This window comes from Actibacterium naphthalenivorans, assembly GCF_014196965.1.
In the GTDB taxonomy this organism is placed as follows: domain Bacteria; phylum Pseudomonadota; class Alphaproteobacteria; order Rhodobacterales; family Rhodobacteraceae; genus Actibacterium_A; species Actibacterium_A naphthalenivorans.
In genome coordinates, this window is the sequence record NZ_JACIEQ010000002.1 from 218,845 (window position 1) to 233,840 (window position 14,996).

At 64.1% G+C, this 14,996-nt stretch carries 14 protein-coding genes; 9 read left to right on the top strand and 5 right to left on the bottom strand.

What is annotated here, in order from left to right; translation table 11 throughout:
• The first annotated feature begins 3 nt into the window (after positions 1-3).
• Entirely contained in the window at positions 4-1,236 is a 1,233-nt protein-coding gene (gene fmdA, locus GGR17_RS09445; RefSeq protein ID WP_054538778.1) for a formamidase, read from the top strand.
• Between the two features lie 58 nt (positions 1,237-1,294).
• Positions 1,295-1,630 (top strand): FmdB family zinc ribbon protein, encoded by a 336-nt coding sequence (locus GGR17_RS09450; protein ID WP_054538779.1) that lies wholly within the window; start codon positions 1,295-1,297, stop codon positions 1,628-1,630.
• Here GGR17_RS09450 and GGR17_RS09455 read toward each other — a convergent pair.
• The 3 genes from GGR17_RS09455 to GGR17_RS09465 are packed head-to-tail and all read right to left on the bottom strand — an operon-like array spanning position 1,627 to position 4,528.
• Positions 1,627-2,481, bottom strand: coding sequence for an NAD-dependent epimerase/dehydratase family protein (locus GGR17_RS09455; protein WP_054538780.1), 855 nt, complete (start codon positions 2,479-2,481; stop codon positions 1,627-1,629). The two genes, GGR17_RS09450 and GGR17_RS09455, sit on opposite strands and share 4 nt — an antisense overlap.
• Entirely contained in the window at positions 2,478-3,311 is an 834-nt protein-coding gene (locus tag GGR17_RS09460) for a glycosyltransferase (protein ID WP_054538781.1), read from the bottom strand. Before GGR17_RS09460 ends, GGR17_RS09455 begins: the two co-directional genes overlap by 4 nt.
• Positions 3,308-4,528 (bottom strand): NAD-dependent epimerase/dehydratase family protein, encoded by a 1,221-nt coding sequence (locus tag GGR17_RS09465; RefSeq protein ID WP_054538782.1) that lies wholly within the window; start codon positions 4,526-4,528, stop codon positions 3,308-3,310. Before GGR17_RS09465 ends, GGR17_RS09460 begins: the two co-directional genes overlap by 4 nt.
• A gap of 261 nt (positions 4,529-4,789) precedes the next feature.
• Between GGR17_RS09465 and GGR17_RS09470 the strand changes: the two genes are divergently transcribed.
• Complete coding sequence (locus GGR17_RS09470; RefSeq protein ID WP_054538783.1) at positions 4,790-6,433, top strand: tetrathionate reductase family octaheme c-type cytochrome; 1,644 nt, start codon at positions 4,790-4,792, stop codon at positions 6,431-6,433.
• Positions 6,426-7,091 (top strand): cytochrome b/b6 domain-containing protein, encoded by a 666-nt coding sequence (locus GGR17_RS09475; RefSeq protein WP_207642701.1) that lies wholly within the window; start codon positions 6,426-6,428, stop codon positions 7,089-7,091. The genes GGR17_RS09470 and GGR17_RS09475 overlap by 8 nt, the downstream gene beginning before the upstream one ends.
• 63 nt (positions 7,092-7,154) lie before the next feature.
• Here the strand turns inward: GGR17_RS09475 and GGR17_RS09480 are convergent, their stop codons facing one another.
• Positions 7,155-7,721, bottom strand: coding sequence for a YcbK family protein (locus GGR17_RS09480; RefSeq protein WP_054538784.1), 567 nt, complete (start codon positions 7,719-7,721; stop codon positions 7,155-7,157).
• A gap of 330 nt (positions 7,722-8,051) precedes the next feature.
• On the opposite strand from GGR17_RS09480, the gene GGR17_RS09485 reads away from it, so the two are divergent.
• From GGR17_RS09485 to GGR17_RS09500, 4 genes are all read left to right on the top strand, one after another.
• Positions 8,052-9,665 (top strand): L,D-transpeptidase family protein, encoded by a 1,614-nt coding sequence (locus tag GGR17_RS09485; protein WP_082386579.1) that lies wholly within the window; start codon positions 8,052-8,054, stop codon positions 9,663-9,665.
• Positions 9,666-9,742: 77 nt separating this feature from the next.
• Positions 9,743-10,834, top strand: a complete 1,092-nt coding sequence (gene lpxD / locus GGR17_RS09490; protein WP_054538785.1) for a UDP-3-O-(3-hydroxymyristoyl)glucosamine N-acyltransferase — start codon at positions 9,743-9,745, stop codon at positions 10,832-10,834.
• A gap of 33 nt (positions 10,835-10,867) precedes the next feature.
• Positions 10,868-11,134: an acyl carrier protein gene (locus tag GGR17_RS09495; RefSeq protein ID WP_037205416.1), complete on the top strand. Its 267-nt coding sequence runs from the start codon at positions 10,868-10,870 to the stop codon at positions 11,132-11,134.
• Positions 11,131-12,339: a beta-ketoacyl-[acyl-carrier-protein] synthase family protein gene (locus GGR17_RS09500; protein ID WP_037205417.1), complete on the top strand. Its 1,209-nt coding sequence runs from the start codon at positions 11,131-11,133 to the stop codon at positions 12,337-12,339. Before GGR17_RS09495 ends, GGR17_RS09500 begins: the two co-directional genes overlap by 4 nt.
• Positions 12,340-12,422: 83 nt before the next feature.
• On the opposite strand, the gene GGR17_RS09505 is transcribed toward GGR17_RS09500, so the two are convergent.
• Positions 12,423-13,031 carry an invasion associated locus B family protein gene (locus GGR17_RS09505; RefSeq protein WP_054538786.1) on the bottom strand — a complete coding sequence of 203 codons (609 nt, stop codon included), beginning with the start codon at positions 13,029-13,031 and terminating at the stop codon, positions 12,423-12,425.
• Between the two features lie 429 nt (positions 13,032-13,460).
• Between GGR17_RS09505 and GGR17_RS09510 the strand changes: the two genes are divergently transcribed.
• Positions 13,461-14,996, top strand: coding sequence for a helicase HerA-like domain-containing protein (locus GGR17_RS09510; RefSeq protein WP_054540378.1), 1,536 nt, complete (start codon positions 13,461-13,463; stop codon positions 14,994-14,996).

Genomic DNA, 14,996 nt, shown 5'->3' on the forward strand with positions numbered 1-14,996 from the left:
ACCATGGCCGATACACTGATCTCGGTGGACCTCAGCGAAAGCCCCCTGACCAACGAGAATATCCACAACCGCTGGCATCCCGATATCCCGATTGGCGTCTGGGTCGATCCCGGCGACGAGTTCAAGATCGAAACCTATGACTGGACCGGCGGCCAGATCGCCGACAATGACGATGCGGCCGATGTGCGCGACGTGGAGCTGGAGCAGGTGCATTACCTGTCGGGGCCGATCGGTGTGACAGGGGCCGAGCCGGGCGATCTTCTGGTGGTCGAGATCCTGGACATCGGCGCGAAAGAGGAAAGCCAGTGGGGCTTCAACGGTTTCTTTTCCAAGCAGAACGGCGGCGGCTTTCTGACCGAGCATTTCCCGCAGGCGCAGAAATCCATCTGGGATTTCCACGGCATGTTCACCACATCGCGCCATGTGCCGGGGGTGAAATACGCGGGCCTTATCCACCCCGGCCTGATCGGCTGTCTGCCGGACCAGAAAATGCTGGATATGTGGAACACCCGGGAAAAGGCGCTGTTCGACACCGACCCGGACCGTATCCCCGCGCTGGCGACACTGCCCGATGGCGGCCCGACGGCGCATATGGGCCGGCTGAAGGGCGAGGCGCGCGACAAGGCCGCCGCCGAGGGCGCCCGCACCGTGCCGCCGCGCGAACATGGCGGCAACTGCGACATCAAGGATCTGTCGCGCGGGTCCAAGGTCTATTTCCCGGTCTATGTCGAGGGCGCGGGGCTGTCGATGGGCGATCTGCACTTCAGCCAGGGCGATGGCGAGATCACCTTCTGCGGCGCGATCGAAATGGCCGGATGGCTGCATCTGAAGGTCGAGCTGATCAAGGATGGCATGGCGAAATACGGGGTGAAGAACCCGATCTTCAAACCCTCGCCGATCACGCCGAAATACGATGATTTCCTGATCTTCGAGGGGATCAGCGTCGATGAGGCCGGCACCCAGCACTATCTGGACGTACATATCGCCTATCGCCAGGCCTGCCTGAACGCGATCGAGTATCTCAAGAAATTCGGCTATTCCGGCGCGCAGGCCTATGCCATCCTCGGCACCGCGCCGGTGCAGGGGCATATCTCGGGCGTGGTCGATATTCCCAATGCCTGCGCCACGCTGTGGCTGCCCACCGACATTTTCGAATGGGACATGATGCCGAACGCCGACGGGCCGGTGAAATTCCTCGACGGGTCGATCGACGTGCCGCTGGCGCCCGATCTGTGATCCGGCTTGCGGCCCCGCAGGGGGCCGCGCTTGCCCCCCTTGCCCGAAAGGAAACCCGATGCCGATCTATGAATACTGGTGCGACGATTGCGGCCCGTTCACCGCCATGGCCCCGCTGGCGCGCTATGCCGAGCCCTGCGATTGCCCGGCCTGCGCCGCCCCGGCGCCGCGGGTGCTGATGACCGCGCCGAAGCTCTCGGCGGTCAGCAGTGCCACCCGAAAGGCCCATGAAACCAATGAGCGCAGCGCCGACAGCCCGAAGAAATCGGCCCATGGGCCGGGGTGTTCATGCTGCAGCGGCGGCGCGGGGGCGAAGATCAATCCCGGCACGCTCTATCGCCCGGACGGGTCGAAAAGCTTTCCGAAGAAACGGCCCTGGATGATCTCGCACTAAAGCAACGCGGGCAGCGTCGCGCGCAGCTTGTCCATGCCGCCGGGGCGCCAGCCCAGGGCGCGGATGCGGTCGGTCTGCATCTGGCTGACCGGCGCGTCGGCGCGCGGCGGCGGGGGCGTGGTGATGCCGGTATGGGCGGCGACCAGCGCCAGCAGATCGTGCCGGTCCAGCAGGATGTCCGACAGGTTGTAGGTGCCCGGCGCGGCGCTCAGGAGGATCCGCACGGCGGCGGCCAGATCCTCGCCATGCACTTCTGTTCCGGCGCGGGGCGCGATCGGGCGGCCGGCGGCGAAATCGGCGAAAAGATTGGCCCATTTATGCGGCTGCCCCGGCCCTGCGGGGCCGTAGACCCCCGTGGCGCGCAGCACGGTCGGCGCGAAATCCGGCCCGGCCAGCCCGGCCAGCGCCTGTTCGGCCAGCCATTTCACCTCGCCGTAGAGGGTCAGGGGCCTGGGCGCCATATCCTCGGTCAGCACCGTGCCGTCAGGGTAGGAGCCATAGACCGCACGGGTGGACAGGAACAGCAGCCGTGGCACGCCGGAGGCTTTGGCGGCTTCGAACAGCGCGATCGAGCCATCCAGATTGGCGCGGGTGAACCCGTCGGGATCATCGCCTTCGCCGCCTCGGTAACGGCCGGGGATATGGGAAAAGGCACAGTGGATCACGACATCGACGCCCGACAGATCGGGCCGGTCGCCAAGGGCGAAGGGGCGATGTGTAACCGGGGCCGGGAAAAAGCCGGGGGCAGGGGCGAGACGGCTGAGAAGGATCACATCGTCCCCTGCCGCCAGCGCCTCTTCCATCAGGAACCGGCCGACGAGCCCGGCGCCGCCGGTTATGGCCAGCTTCATCGCGCGGGCTCCGGCAGATCATCCAGCGCCGGCACCGGGCCATCGCCGGCATAGGCGCGCCACAGGTCGATCAGCGGGCGCAGTTTTTCCGCCTTTTCATGATCTTGCCAGGGCTTTTCATATTGGAAATGCAGGATGCGGATGTCGGGCCAGCTCCATAAATCGGGCATGGCGAACCAGACATATTGCAGCATGTTGCAGAACACCGGCAGCCCGTGCCAATCAGGGAAATAGGCCTGAAGGAAGGTCTGATCGGTGCGCCGCCAGAAGGCGCCGGGCGCATCGAGCCGCGCCAGCATCGCGTCGAACGTGGCCTGCGACGGGCGCGCGGTGAAGACGCCGGAATTCATCCGGTGAAAATCGGCAAGGCTTTCATAGACATTGGGCGCGGCGCAGAATTCGGGATAGCTGAACAGCTTGTCGACATTCCGCAGCACCAGCGTATCGGCATCCAGAAACACCACCCGCGCGTAATCGAGCTGCCACAGCCGCAGCTTGGCGAAATTGTCCAGCGGAGTGTGAAAGCCCGGTTTGGTGCCCTTGGTGAAAGGCGCGGCGGCGTGCAGCTTTGCCTTGGCGTGGGCCTCGTTGAAGGCATCCGAGGTGGGCAGCAGATCGGTGCGCACCAGCCGCGCGCCAAGCGCCGAAAGGGGGGCGAGATCTTCGGCCGCCACCCCGCCGGTGTGCAGCACCACCAGATCGGCCGTCGTGCCGCTGAGCACCAGAGAGCGCAGCAACGCCTTTGCCCCCAACGCGAAATCCGCGTTGGTCACAAGGGTGGCATAGGCGCAATCGCCGCGCGCCGGGCCGTCCGGGTGGAGACCCGTCATGAAACGGATTTCAGCCGCTTGCCTTCGGGATCGGTTTCCACGCGCTTGGCGATGTCTTTCGTCCAGGCGCTGACGGCGGGCACGCGGCTGCGGTCGATCCGGTGGGCGTATTTCTTCGCCACCTCGACGACCTCGTCCAGCAGCCCTTCCTGCAGGGTGGTCGGATCCAGCCCCAGCGCCAGGAACTGTTCGTTCCTTACGATCAGGTCGTTGGCCTCGGCCTCTTTGCGCGGGTTGGGCAGATAGGCGACCTTGGCGCCGGTCATGCGCGCGATCATCTCGGCCAGATCGCGCACCCGGTGGGTTTCGGTCATCTGATTGAAGATCTTCACCCGGTCGCCCGCTTTGGGCGCGTCCGACAGCGCCAGCTCGATGCAGCGCACCGAATCCTGCAGGTGGATGAAGGCGCGGGTCTGACCGCCGGTGCCATGCACGGTCAGCGGATAGTCGATGGCGGCCTGGATCAGGAAGCGGTTCAGCACCGTGCCGTAATCGCCATCGTAATCGAACCGGTTGATCAGCTGTTCGTGGCGCCGCGTCTGATCGGTATGGGTGCCCCAGACGATGCCCTGATGCAGATCGGTGATGCGCACGCCGTCGTTCTGGGCGTAGAACTGAAACAGGATCTGATCGAGCGATTTGGTCATGTGATAGACCGAGCCGGGCTTGGTGGGATAGAGGATCTCCAGCCCCTTCTTCTCGCCCTCGAGGTTCTCGATCTCTACATCCAGATAGCCTTCGGGGATCGCCGCCCCGACACTGGAATAGCCGTAAACGCCCATCGTGCCCAGATGCACCAGATGCGCGTCGATGCCGGTTTCCACCATTGCCGTCAGCAGGTTATGCGTGGCGTTGACGTTGTTGTTGACGGTGTAGACCTTGTGCCGGTCGGATTTCATCGAATAGGGCGCGGCGCGCTGTTCGGCGAAATGGATGATCGCGTCGGGCTTTTCCTCGGCCAGCCACTGGCGCAGACGCTCATACTCCTTGGCGAGATCGAGCAGGTGGAAATGCAACTCGTTTCCGGTCAGGGTTTTCCAGATGCGGCAGCGTTCCTGGATCGAATCCATAGGCGTGAGCGATTGCACCCCCAGCTCGGTGTCGATCCAGCGGCGCGAGAGGTTGTCGATGATGTGGATCTCATGCCCCTGTTCAGACAGGTGAAGCGATGTGGGCCAGCCACAGAAACCGTCTCCGCCGAGTACTGCAATTTTCATGGGTCTCTCCTTTCGGATGCTGCTCTTCTTGCCCGCGGGCATGATTTTCCGTCTCCGATAAGGATGACGCATGTAAATGTCATTTGAAAGTTTTGTGTCAGGCGCCCGATTGCAAGGGCGGTGGCGGGGCTCGGCGGCGGTTTGCCGGGCGGCGGGAGGGCGGCGCGGCATTTTGCTGCGTAAAAGGGGTTGGCGAAATCACACATATTCAATTAGGCTTATGGATGGAAACGCGCCCCCTGCTGTTTGGGAGGTGCCAGCATGCGACATATCTGTTCCCGGTTCGTGGCCTTAGCGCTGACGGCGCTTGTGGCATGGGCGGGTCCGGCCGCCGCGCAGGAGGCAGAGAGCGCCGCTGACCAGAGCACGGCCGGCCAAAGCACCGCTGACCACAGCAAATTCGAGATATTGCAAAAGGAATTCACCTCCGGCCCAGAGGTGACGGCCGCCTGTCTGACCTGCCACACCGAGGCGAGCGATCAGATGATGCACTCGATCCACTGGAAATGGGAATATGACAACCCGGCGACGGGGCAGCTTCTGGGCAAGAAGAATGTGATCAACGCCTTCTGCGGCAACGTGGTGTCGAACGAGGCCCGCTGTACCAGCTGCCACACCGGCTATGGCTGGGACGATATGTCCAGCCCGCCGCCGGCCGATCCGGCACGGGTGGATTGCCTGGTGTGCCATGACACATCCGGGCAATATACCAAACTGGCCACCGGGGCAGGGCACCCGCCGATGGAGCCGAAGGGCACCACCATCACCGGAGAGCCCGCCTGGGCCGTGGATCTGGCGAAATCGGCGCAAAGCGTCGGCCTGCCGGGGCGCGAGAATTGTGGCCAGTGCCATTTCTACGGCGGCGGCGGCGACAATGTGAAACACGGCGATCTGTCATCCGCGCTTTATGAGCCGGACCGGTCGGTGGATGTGCACATGGCCTCCGACGGGCTGAATTTTCAGTGTTCCACCTGCCATGTCAGCGACAAGCATGTCTTTGCCGGAAGCCGCTACAACGTCACCGCCCATGATACCGAAGGCACCGGCCTGCCGGGCATGCGCCGCGACGTGGCCACCTGTGAAAGCTGCCATGGCAATGAACCGCACCCGGTGAACATCAAGGGCATGAAGCTGAACGACCACACCGACAAGGTGGCCTGCCAGACCTGCCACATCCCGGAATTCGCCCGCGGCGGCGTGGCCACCAAGACCAAATGGGATTGGTCCACCGCCGGCAAGCTGACGGCGGACGGTCAGCCCATGAGCATCGAGGGCTATACCCAGAGCGATGGCAAGGAGCTGCACACCTATCTTTCCATCAAGGGTGATTTCGAGTGGGGCGAGAATGTGGTGCCCTATTACAGCTGGTTCGACGGGCAGGTGGAATACACCACCGGCGATCAGACCATAGATCCGTCGCAGGTGGTCGAGGTGAACAAGATCTTCGGCGAGGCCGGGGATGGCGTTTCCCGGATCTGGCCGTTCAAGCGGATGATCGGGCGGCAGGCCTATGATTCAGAGCTGAACAGGCTGGTCTACAGCCATGTCTGGGGGCCGACGACCGACACCGCCTTCTGGACGAATTTCGACTGGGCCAAGGCGATCGACGCCGGCATGAAGGCGGCGGGGGCGGAGTATTCCGGCAAGTTCGGCTTTGTCGACACGCATATGTACTGGCCGATCACCCATATGGTGGCGCCGGCCGAGGATGCGCTGGAATGTGACGCCTGCCATGCCAGAGAGGGGCGGCTGGCCAATCTGGCCGGATTCTACATGCCGGGGCGGGATCCAATGGGGCCGGGCGGCATCCTGGGGCTGGCGATTCTGGCGCTGGCCATCGTGGGCGTCGCGGGCCATGCCGCGATCCGCCTGTTCACCGGCCGCAAGGGAGGCACCCATGAGTGAGTTGACGGAACGCAAGGTCAAGGTCTATCCGCGGTTCGAACGGTTCTGGCACTGGACACAGATGGCGCTGATCTTCGTGCTGCTGTTCACCGGGCTGGGGCTGAACGGGCTGCACGGGCTTGTTCCCTTCGGCCCGGCGGTGATGCTGCATACGATCGCCGCGCTGGCGCTGATCGTGCTGTGGGTCTTCGCGATCTTCTGGCATTTCACCACCGGCACCTGGGTGCATTACGTGCCCAGCACCAACGGGCTGTGGCAGGTCGCCAAATTCTATACCTACGGGATCTTCAAGGGCGAGCATCATCCCTACCGCAAGGCCTACTGGCGCAAGCACAACCCGCTGCAGGCACTGACCTATCTGGCGCTGAAGCTGATCCTGTTCCCGGCGATCTGGATCAGCGGGCTGATCTATCTGACCTATAACTTCTGGGAAACCACGCCCGACGCGTCGTTCTGGCTGCAGGTGGTGGCCAATCTGCATATCCTGGCCGCCTATGCCATTGCCGCCTTCGTGGTGGCGCATGTCTATCTGCTGACGGTGGGCCATTCGTTCCGCGAACATGTGCGCCCGATGATCACCGGCTATGATACCGTGGCACTGACACCCGAAGAGGTGGCCTATCTGGAGGCGGACGAACCGGCGCGGATCAAACCCTGATCCGCAAAGCAAAAGCGCCGCGAAACCGCGGCGCTTTTTGAATGTGTTCCCCGTTAGCGGGGGTCAGCGGCCCCAGGTGCGGATATCGCCGCAATCCATATGCACGAAGTTCGAGCCGGAGTATTTGCCCACCCCGCCCGCGTTACAGCTGGTGGCGGCATTGTAGATCTGGTTGACCGACCGGTTCTCAAGCCGCAGGTCCGCCGCCTGGCCCTTCATGTGCAGCGAGTTCTTGGCCACGTTGCGCGATTTGGAGCGCAGCATCGCGTTGGTCTGCGGGCTGCGATAGCCTGACAGCAGCATATAGGGCTCTGTCGTGTCCATCAGCCGGTGCGCGGCGGCCATGATATCGATCGTGCGCAGATCCATCACCTTGGCGCTGTCGACCCGCCAGTCGCGCATGAAGTGATTGATTTCCTTGGCGGCTTCCTTGATGTAGCTGCCTTCGATCCAGTAGATCGTGTTGATCCGTTCGCCCGTCCGGCCCGAATACATCGCGATGGAGCGAATGTCGCCCGCGCCGCGCAAAAGGCCGAACGCATTGGAATAGGTGGGTGCGGCTGCAACCGTGGTGGCGGCGAAAGCGCCGAGAAGGCCGCGCCGCGTGATGCCGGATGTCGAGAAGTTCATTTGTTGTGCGTCTGCCCCGTCTCTGCTCCGTCACTTATGTGCGACGTGAAAGCTGAATAATCCCCAAGCGTGTACAGTTTATGCCACAATTCGAATCTTGGGCCAAGTTGGCAATTGTTCGCCGGTCCGATTTTCAAGGGGAACCGGCAAATTCCCGCCCAATTTTCGTGTTTATGTGGATTCCGGGCCGGCGCGGATCATATGCAACAGTTGAAATTTACATTTTACGTCGCGCGAAGATGTGAGTGGACATCCGCGCGGCGCTTCGGGGTAGATGTGGTTTGCGCGCGAAACGGCGTGAAATGGAATGTGTGTGAGGGTGAATAAACCATGGTTATCGTAGCGGCACGGCCGGTCTTCGTTCGTGTTCTGGCCCTGTTGGCCTTTGTTCTGGTATCGTCCGGCGGGCTGGCGGTATCCGCCGTGGCCCAGTCGGCGGGCTTCAAGATCGCCGTGGCCGAAAGCGCCGCATCGGACAAGGATCTGGCGGAATTCTATCGCGCGCGCGATTACAAGCCGCTCTGGACATCCTCCGCCGATCGGGCCCGCCGCACCGCCTTCCTCAAGGCGCTGAGCGGGGCCGCCGATCACGGGCTTCCGGTCAAACGCTATGATGGCGATCAGCTTGCCGCCCTGTTCCGCAGCGCCAGAACCGATCAGGACCGCGGCCGCGCCGAAGTCGAGGCGAGCCGGATGTTCGTGCAATACGCGCAGGACATCCAGACCGGGGTTCTGACCCCCTCTGCCGTGGATGATGACATCAAACGCCGCCCGCCGCGCCGCGACCGTCTGGCGCAGCTCGTGGCGTTTTCGAAAAGCTCGCCGCGCGGCTATCTGCGGAACCTGACCCCGAAAAGCCCGGAATATAACCGGCTTCTGGCCGAAAAGCTGCGCCTGGAGCGGGTGCTGGGGCAGGGCGGCTGGGGCGCGGAGGTGCCGGGCACCGGCGCGCTGAAGCCCGGCGAAAACGGCGCGCGCGTGGTGGCCCTGCGCGACCGGCTGATCGCGATGGGCTATCTCAAGCGCACAGCGACCCAGACCTATGACGCCACCTTGCAAAAGGCGGTTCAGGCATTCCAGCTTGATCACGGCCTGTTCGCCGATGGCGTTGCCGGCGAGGTTACGCTGAAAGAGATCAACCAGCCCGCAAGCCTGCGCCTGCAGCAGGTCATCGTCGCGATGGAACGGGAACGCTGGATGGGGGACGATCGTGGCGGTCGGCACGTTCTGGTGAACATCACCGACTACCACGCCCGGATCATGGAAAACGACAAGGTGCTGTTCCAGACCCGCTCGGTCGTCGGCCAGAACAGCGATGATCGACGCACGCCGGAATTCTCCGACGTGATGGATCACATGATCATCAACCCGACATGGAACGTGCCGCGCTCGATCGCCACCAAGGAATACCTGCCGCTGCTCAAGAAGAACCCGCATGCGGTGAACCATCTGCGGCTGATCAATGCCAGCGGGCAGGTCGTCAGCCGCTCGGCGGTGGATTTCTCGCAGTTCAACGAGCGCAACTTTCCGTTCAACATGAAAGAGCCCCCCTCGCAGGGCAATGCGCTGGGGCTGGTGAAATTCATGTTCCCCAACCCTTACAACATCTACCTGCACGACACGCCGCAGAAATCGCTGTTCGCGCGTGAGGCGCGGGCGTTTTCGCACGGCTGCATCCGCTTGAACGATCCGTTCGATTTCGCCTATGCGCTGCTGGACGGACAGGTCGCCGACCCCGAGGCGTTTTTCCACGAAAAGCTGGAAACGCGGCGTGAAACCCAGGTCAATCTGGCGCGGCCGCTGCCGGTGCACATCATCTATCGCACGGCGCAGACCCAGCCCAAGGGCCGGGTGCAGTTCCGCCGGGATGTGTACGGGCGCGACGCCAGAATTTTCGCCGCGCTCAACCAGGCCGGGGTAGCGCTTCGGGCCGTTCGGGGCTAAGCCTCGGGCCAGACGCGCGGATTTCGGGCGCCGGTCTTGTGCCGGGGCCTGTCGGCTTGCCGCTGAAAAGGGGGTTCATGTCTTATACGATCCGGGAAATCGCCGATGCGCTTGGCGCGCGGACAGAGGGCGATGACACCCTGCCGGTCACCGGCGTGGCCGAACCGGCCGAGGCGGCCACATCCGATCTGGCGCTCGCCATGGCGCCGAAATATGCCGAAGGTCTGGCAAAGGGTCAGGCCCGCGCGGCGGTGCTGTGGGACGGCGCCGACTGGCGCGCGCTGGGGCTGGCGGCCGCGATCTTCGTGCCACGCCCGCGCTATGCGCTTTCCGGGCTGACCCGGATGCTCGACAAGGGCCCCGAAATCGCCGCCGGCATTCACCCCAGCGCGGTGATCGACCCCTCCGCACAGATCGGCGCGGGCGCCGCCATCGGCCCCTTCGTGGTGATCGGCGCGCGGGCGAGACTCGGGGCGGGGGCGCGGATCGCGTCGCATGTCAGCATCGCCGAGGATGCGGTGCTGGGCGCCGACGCTCTGTTGATGCAGGGGGTGCGCATCGGCGCGCGGGTGAAGATCGGTGACCGTTTCATCGCCCAGCCCGGCGCGGTGATCGGCGCCGACGGGCTGTCTTTCGTGACGCCGGAAAAATCCACCGTCGAAACCGTGCGCGAAAACCTGGGCCAGGTGGCGCAGGCCGCCCGGCAAAGCTGGACCCGCATCCACTCGCTCGGCTCGGTGCAGATCGGCGATGATGTCGAGGTGGGCGCCAACGCCGCCTTCGACCGCGGCACCATCCGTAACACGCGCATCGGCAACGGCTGCAAAATCGACAATCTGGTGCATCTGGCCCATAACGTGGTGGTGGGCGAGGATTGCCTTTTTGCCGCGCAGGTCGGTATCGCGGGCTCGACCACGGTAGGCGACCGGGTGGTGTTCGGCGGGCAGGTCGGGGTCAGTGACAATCTGACGATCGGCAGCGATGTGGTGGCCGGCGGGGCGACCAAGATCCTGTCGAACGTGCCTTCCGGCCGGGCGCTGCTGGGCTATCCGGCGATGAAGATGGAAAGCCAGGTACAGGCCTACAAGGACCTGCGCCGCCTGCCGCGCCTGTTCGCCCAGGTGGCGGAGCTGCAAAAAGCGGTTTCAAAGCCCGAGCAGAAAGACTAAATCAACGGCAAAGCCTGAGCGGGAGAAGCGCGCATGTCAGATACTGTAAAGGATCAGGTTCTTCGGATCATTGCCGATCAGGCCGTTCTCGAGGTGTCCGACGTGACGATGGACAGCACTCTGGAGGGGTTGGGAATCGACAGTCTGGGGCTGGTCGAGGCGATTTTCGCCATCGAAGAGGCCTTTGACATTCAGGTGCCGTTCAACGCCAACGACCCGAGCGAAAGCGATTTCGATATCTCGTCGGTGGCGGCCATCGTGACAGCGGTCGAGGGCCTCGTGGCTGAACAGAAGGCATGAAGCGCGTCGTCATTACCGGTCAGGGCACGATCAATGCGCTCGGCCATTCCGCCCCGGACACCTTCGCCGCCATGGCCGAGGGCCGCTGCGGTATCGGCGATCTGGTGATGCGCGATGTCGAACGGCTGTCGATCCGCATCGGTGGCCAGGTGCATGACTACCTGCCCGAAGAGCATTTCAACCGCCAGCAGATCGCGCTTTATGACCGGTTCACGCAGTTTGCCCTGCTGTCCGCGAAAGAGGCGATCGGCCAGTCGGGGCTGACCTTTTCGGGCGAGCTTGCGGCGCAGGCGGGCGTGGTTCTGGGCACGTCCGGCGGCGGCATGAACACGCTGGATGAAAATTACCGCAGCGTCTACGAAGAGGGCAAGAACCGCGTTCATCCCTTCGTCGTGCCGAAGCTGATGAACAATGCCGCGGCCAGCCACGTGTCGATGGAATACAATCTCAAGGGGCCGAGTTTCACGGTGGCCACCGCCTGTGCCTCGTCCAACCACGCGATGGGCCAGGCGTTTCAGCTTGTCCGTTCCGGCGCCAGCCGGGTGATGGTGACGGGCGGCACCGAAAGCATGCTGTGTTTCGGCGGCATCAAGGCCTGGGAAGGGCTGCGGGTGATGTCGAAGGATGCCTGCCGCCCGTTCTCGGCCAACCGCAACGGCATGGTTCAGGGCGAGGGCGCGGCGATTTTCGTGTTCGAGGAATACGAACATGCCAGGGCGCGCGGCGCCACGATGCTGGCCGAGGTGATCGGTTTCGCGATGACGTCGGACGCCTCCGACATCGTGATGCCCAGCAAACAGGGCGCGGCACGGGCCATCGCCGGGGCGATCCGTGACGCCGGGCTGAAGCCCGAGGATGTGGATTACATCAACGCTCATGGCACCGGCACCGCCGCCAATGACAAGACCGAATGCGCGGCGGTGGCTGATGTGTTCGGCGCCCATGCCGACCGGCTGATGATTTCCTCGACCAAGTCGATGCACGGCCACCTGATCGGCGCCACCGGCGCGGTCGAGCTTCTGGCCTGCATCATGGCGCTGCGCGACGGCATCGTGGCGCCCACGATCGGCTATGAGGAGCCGGACCCGGAATGCACGCTCGACGTGGTGCCGAACGAGGCGCGCCGGGCAGAGGTCAACGTGGCGCTGTCAAACGCCTTTGCCTTTGGCGGGCTGAACGCGGTTCTGGCGCTGCGCCGGATCTGATCGGGCGGGCAAGCCGCGACAAATGAAAACGCCGCCCTCCTTCTCGGGGGCGGCGTTCTGCATTCCGGCGGCGCGGGAGCGGCTCAGTTCGAGGCCACCAGCGCGTCATAGCCCGCGGTGAAACCTTTGAGCGACAGCGACAGGTCCACGGTCTGATCCGGTGCGACGACCGGCACGATCGTCAGCTTGGCCTTCGCGCCGCGCTTGAACCCGCTGATTTCTTCCGGGGTGAACCCGATGCGGGCGAAACAGCCCGCGGCGCTGCACCAGGAAAACGGATAGCGCTTGGCGGGGTTGCTGTCGACCGACAGGCGCACCTGCTGTGTCAGCAGGGTTTCCAGCGGCGTCACGATGGTGGCACCGGCCGCGGCGCCGGCGCTTTCGGGCAGGGTGAAGATGCTTATCTCGGCGACGGGGTTGCCGGTTTCATCATTCAGAAGCTGATAGAGCTGGCACGGATCTTCCTGCCCTTCGGGGGCATGGACGCAGCGCATGTGCCAGTCTTCGAAGCTTTGCTTGATATAAGTTTCGCCGACCTTATCGTCGGCGGCCTCCTCGCCCATCGAGATGCCGGGGTCGGCCGGCGTGGCCGCACCGGGCTGTTCCGTCGGGGTGTCGCTATCCTGGGCAAAGAGCGGGCTCGCCATCGCCAGCGGCATTGCCAGGGCCAGGGTCTTGAATAGGTTTCGCATCTTGGTCCTTCGGGTTTTCCGGTCGTTGCCGGAGCATTTAACACGGGGCCAGGCCGGTGTCAGGCCGAAAGCGCGGGGAAACCCGCGCGGTTTCGGCAAAATTGCGCCGCTTGGCCGGGTGGCTGAAAACGCGCATGAAAAAAGGGCCCCGAAAGACCCCTTTCCCTTGTTTTTGCTCCCCGTCGGACTGGCCGACTTAGTCATTGGGCGAAACGCTACGGCGAATGGTCGCATGGGTCAACAGGAATTTCCGCCCGCTCACGGCGTCGGGAACTGGCCGGAAAAATGGCCGCGCCAAAGAGGGCGCGGCCAGTCTGACAGGGAGGAAGTCCAGCCCCCGCGACGGCGGGGACAGATCAACACTGGCGCAGAAACGTTAAGTAAGTATTTTGACCGCAACAAAAATGCCGACAGAGGGAGTGTTTGGTGGTGAGCGACGGAATTTTCATCGGCGGCGGTGGCGAGGGATACGGCACCCCCCAGACCCTGAAGCTGGGCTACGCTAACCGCCACGGGCTGATCGCCGGGGCCACCGGAACCGGCAAGACGGTGACCCTGCAGATCCTGGCCGAAGGGTTTTCGGCGGCGGGCGTTCCGGTGTTCCTGTCCGACATCAAGGGTGATCTTTCGGGGCTGGCCGCGCCCGGATCGGAAAACTTCAAGCTGCATGGCGCCTTCACCGAACGGGCCAGGACCATCGGTCTGAGCCTCGAATACGCGGGCTTTCCGGTCACCTTCTGGGATCTGTTCGGCGAACAGGGCCACCCGGTGCGCACCACGGTCGCCGAGATGGGCCCGCTGCTGCTCTCGCGCCTGCTGGAGCTGTCCGAGGCGCAGGAGGGCGTGCTGAACATCGCCTTCCGCGTGTCGGACGAACAGGGGCTGCCGTTGCTGGATCTCAAGGATCTGCAGGCGCTGCTGGTCTGGGTCGGGGAAAACCGGGGCGATCTGTCGCTGCGCTACGGCAACGTGTCCACCGCCTCGATCGGGGCAATCCAGCGGCGGCTGCTGGTGCTGGAAAACCAGGGCGGGGCGCTGTTGTTCGGCGAACCGGCGCTGGATCTGGCGGACCTGATGCAATGCGATGCCGACGGGCGCGGCCGGATCAGCGTGCTGGCGGCCGACAGGCTGATGGGCTCGCCCCGGCTTTACGCGACTTTTCTGCTGTGGCTCTTGTCGGAGCTGTTCGAGGAACTGCCAGAGGTGGGCGACCCCGACAAGCCGAAGCTGGTGTTCTTCTTCGACGAGGCGCATCTGTTATTCGACGACGCGCCCAAGGCGCTGGTGGACAAGGTGGAACAGGTGGCGCGGCTGATCCGGTCAAAGGGGGTCGGCGTCTATTTCTGCAGCCAGAACCCGGCCGACATCCCCGAAGATATCCTCGGCCAGCTTGGCAACCGGTTTCAGCACGCGCTGCGCGCCTTTACCGCGAAAGACCGCAAGGAGCTGCGCATGGCCGCGGAGACCTATCGCGACAACCCGCGCTTCTCGACCGAAGACGCGATCCGCGAGGTCGGCGTGGGCGAGGCGGTGACCTCGATGCTCGAGAAGAAGGGCGTGCCGGGCGTGGTGGAGCGCACCCTGATCCGCCCGCCCTCGTCACAGCTCGACCCGCTGGACGCGGCCGCGCGCGCGGCGGTGATGGCGGCCTCGCCGGTGGCGGGGAAATACGAGGCGACGCTCGATCGGTTGTCGGCCCATGAGATGCTGGCCCAACGCGCCGAAGACGCCGCCCGCGCAGCGCAGGAGGCCGAACGCGCGGAAGAAGAGGCCAGCGCCGCCGAGCGTGACTACAAGGCCGGGCGGCGCTATTCGGGCACGCGCGTCAGCCGGTCATCATCACGTTCCAGCCGGGACGACAGCCTGGGATCGGCGCTGAGCGAGGCCGTTATCAAAGAGCTGAAGGGCACCACCGGGCGGCGCATCGTGCGCGGCATTCTGGGCGGGCTGTTCAAGGGGCGCTAG

What these genes read in the sequence shown, in the direction of transcription:
- fmdA (WP_054538778.1), top strand. Translation starts at nt 4, where the DNA reads ATGGCCGATACACTGATCTCGGTGGACCTCAGCGAAAGCCCCCTGACC.
- GGR17_RS09450 (WP_054538779.1), top strand. Translation starts at nt 1,295, where the DNA reads ATGCCGATCTATGAATACTGGTGCGACGATTGCGGCCCGTTCACCGCC.
- GGR17_RS09455 (WP_054538780.1), bottom strand. Translation starts at nt 2,481, where the DNA reads ATGAAGCTGGCCATAACCGGCGGCGCCGGGCTCGTCGGCCGGTTCCTG.
- GGR17_RS09460 (WP_054538781.1), bottom strand. Translation starts at nt 3,311, where the DNA reads ATGACGGGTCTCCACCCGGACGGCCCGGCGCGCGGCGATTGCGCCTAT.
- GGR17_RS09465 (WP_054538782.1), bottom strand. Translation starts at nt 4,528, where the DNA reads ATGAAAATTGCAGTACTCGGCGGAGACGGTTTCTGTGGCTGGCCCACA.
- GGR17_RS09470 (WP_054538783.1), top strand. Translation starts at nt 4,790, where the DNA reads ATGCGACATATCTGTTCCCGGTTCGTGGCCTTAGCGCTGACGGCGCTT.
- GGR17_RS09475 (WP_207642701.1), top strand. Translation starts at nt 6,426, where the DNA reads ATGAGTGAGTTGACGGAACGCAAGGTCAAGGTCTATCCGCGGTTCGAA.
- GGR17_RS09480 (WP_054538784.1), bottom strand. Translation starts at nt 7,721, where the DNA reads ATGAACTTCTCGACATCCGGCATCACGCGGCGCGGCCTTCTCGGCGCT.
- GGR17_RS09485 (WP_082386579.1), top strand. Translation starts at nt 8,052, where the DNA reads ATGGTTATCGTAGCGGCACGGCCGGTCTTCGTTCGTGTTCTGGCCCTG.
- lpxD (WP_054538785.1), top strand. Translation starts at nt 9,743, where the DNA reads ATGTCTTATACGATCCGGGAAATCGCCGATGCGCTTGGCGCGCGGACA.
- GGR17_RS09495 (WP_037205416.1), top strand. Translation starts at nt 10,868, where the DNA reads ATGTCAGATACTGTAAAGGATCAGGTTCTTCGGATCATTGCCGATCAG.
- GGR17_RS09500 (WP_037205417.1), top strand. Translation starts at nt 11,131, where the DNA reads ATGAAGCGCGTCGTCATTACCGGTCAGGGCACGATCAATGCGCTCGGC.
- GGR17_RS09505 (WP_054538786.1), bottom strand. Translation starts at nt 13,031, where the DNA reads ATGCGAAACCTATTCAAGACCCTGGCCCTGGCAATGCCGCTGGCGATG.